1 pseudogene is annotated in these 1,477 nt (G+C 30.6%); it reads right to left on the bottom strand.

Annotated features, from left to right (window positions below):
* Nucleotides 1-337: 337 nt before the first annotated feature.
* Nucleotides 338-809: pseudogene (locus ACM6HU_RS26390) on the bottom strand (alpha/beta hydrolase).
* Nucleotides 810-1,477 lie beyond the last annotated feature (668 nt).

The following is a 1,477-nucleotide window of genomic DNA, read 5'->3' as shown; positions in this document are numbered from 1 at the left end:
CCCTTATGTTAACACTTTCATGTTTCAATGTCAACTAAGTTTTTTATTTCGTTTGTCGCATTCTGCGTTGTTGCATCGGCGACTTCTAATATATTACACACTTATCATTATAAAAGCAATACCTTTTTAAAATAAAATTCAAATTTCCCATTAAATATAGAAGATAAGGCTTTAATCCGTTAGCTTTCTTTATCCTCACTTAAATTTAACCATCACTTATCCACGCATAACATTTAGATAGGAAGGCTCCCTATTTAAGCTACAATCAATGTATCCCCTATATATAAAGAAAGAATCTTTCACTTTTAATAGCGAAAGATTCTTTCTTTATATATACTTATGCTGGAATATACTTTCCAATAAATCCCCATACCGTATTCCAATATTTCTCCGAATCTATTTTTTCAGCTTCTCCATGACCTGCACCTGGCACAATCAATTTCTCTTTTTCCACCTTTGTAGCATTATACACTTCATCCAACATTTCAAAAGGAACAAATGTATCCGCATCTCCATGGATAAACAACATCGGAGTTTTACTTTTTGCAACTTGCTTGACGGCCGATCCCTCATTCAAGTCATAACCAGCACGGAGTTTTGTAATTGTATTCGCCGCATTCATAACAGGGAATTTTGGTAAATGAGTTACCCGATACAGTTACGGTTTTCTTTAAATGAGGGTTTCCCTCTAAAAATTCTTTTTCTTGTTTCGTATTTAGCGCATAGTTATAAAAGTAGTTCCCAACTAGCATATACGCAATAACTAGGAGGAGTAAAACTACTATTGTAACAATACTTATTTTCTTCATTCTATGAATCCTTTCTCTACGATGTATATTTTAAAAATACCTTATATTACATTATATCGAATTCGAATATAACGCCCTCATATTTCATCAAGATTTTTACTAATCTAGAATAGTAAGTCTCCTTAAAATTTACAATCGAGAAAAAGAAGCGAATAACAAAGAAAAAACTATTCATAGTAATGCGCAAGTAACAAACTTTCCTTAACAAAATATTCATAGTGAATATTTTGTTAAGGAAAGCAATATTATGTTTTAATCGTCCTATTATATAACTATAACGAAAGAACATAACTAGTTCGACTTCTTTCTTTTCTAATGAATCCATATGCCCATTCGCTATAGTTTCCTAATATTGAATCTATTATAGATACAATATTAGGAAACTTTGAAATCCAAATACTACAGATTATTTTTAATGAATTTGAATTATAACGGAAAACATTTGAACCTTATACCCTAGAAAAATCTATTTATTGCACTCTACCAGACGATCTATTAGATATCTATAAAAATCTTAAAGAAGACATCTTATTATATGGGAAAAACGAATTCAACAAAGCTACTTAGCATTGGAAATTTCTTTTAGAGGCTCAATAAGGTTCACATGCTGTGCGATGTGCACATTACATTTCGAAAAATTTTATTAAAGATCTTCAATAAGCTATAAA

This window comes from Bacillus sp. IT-79MI2, assembly GCF_949768135.1.
Classification (GTDB): Bacteria; Bacillota; Bacilli; order Bacillales; family Bacillaceae_G; genus Bacillus_A; species Bacillus_A pseudomycoides.
The sequence above is the reverse complement of the archived record's forward strand: the minus strand, read 5'-3'. Positions and strand labels throughout refer to the sequence as shown.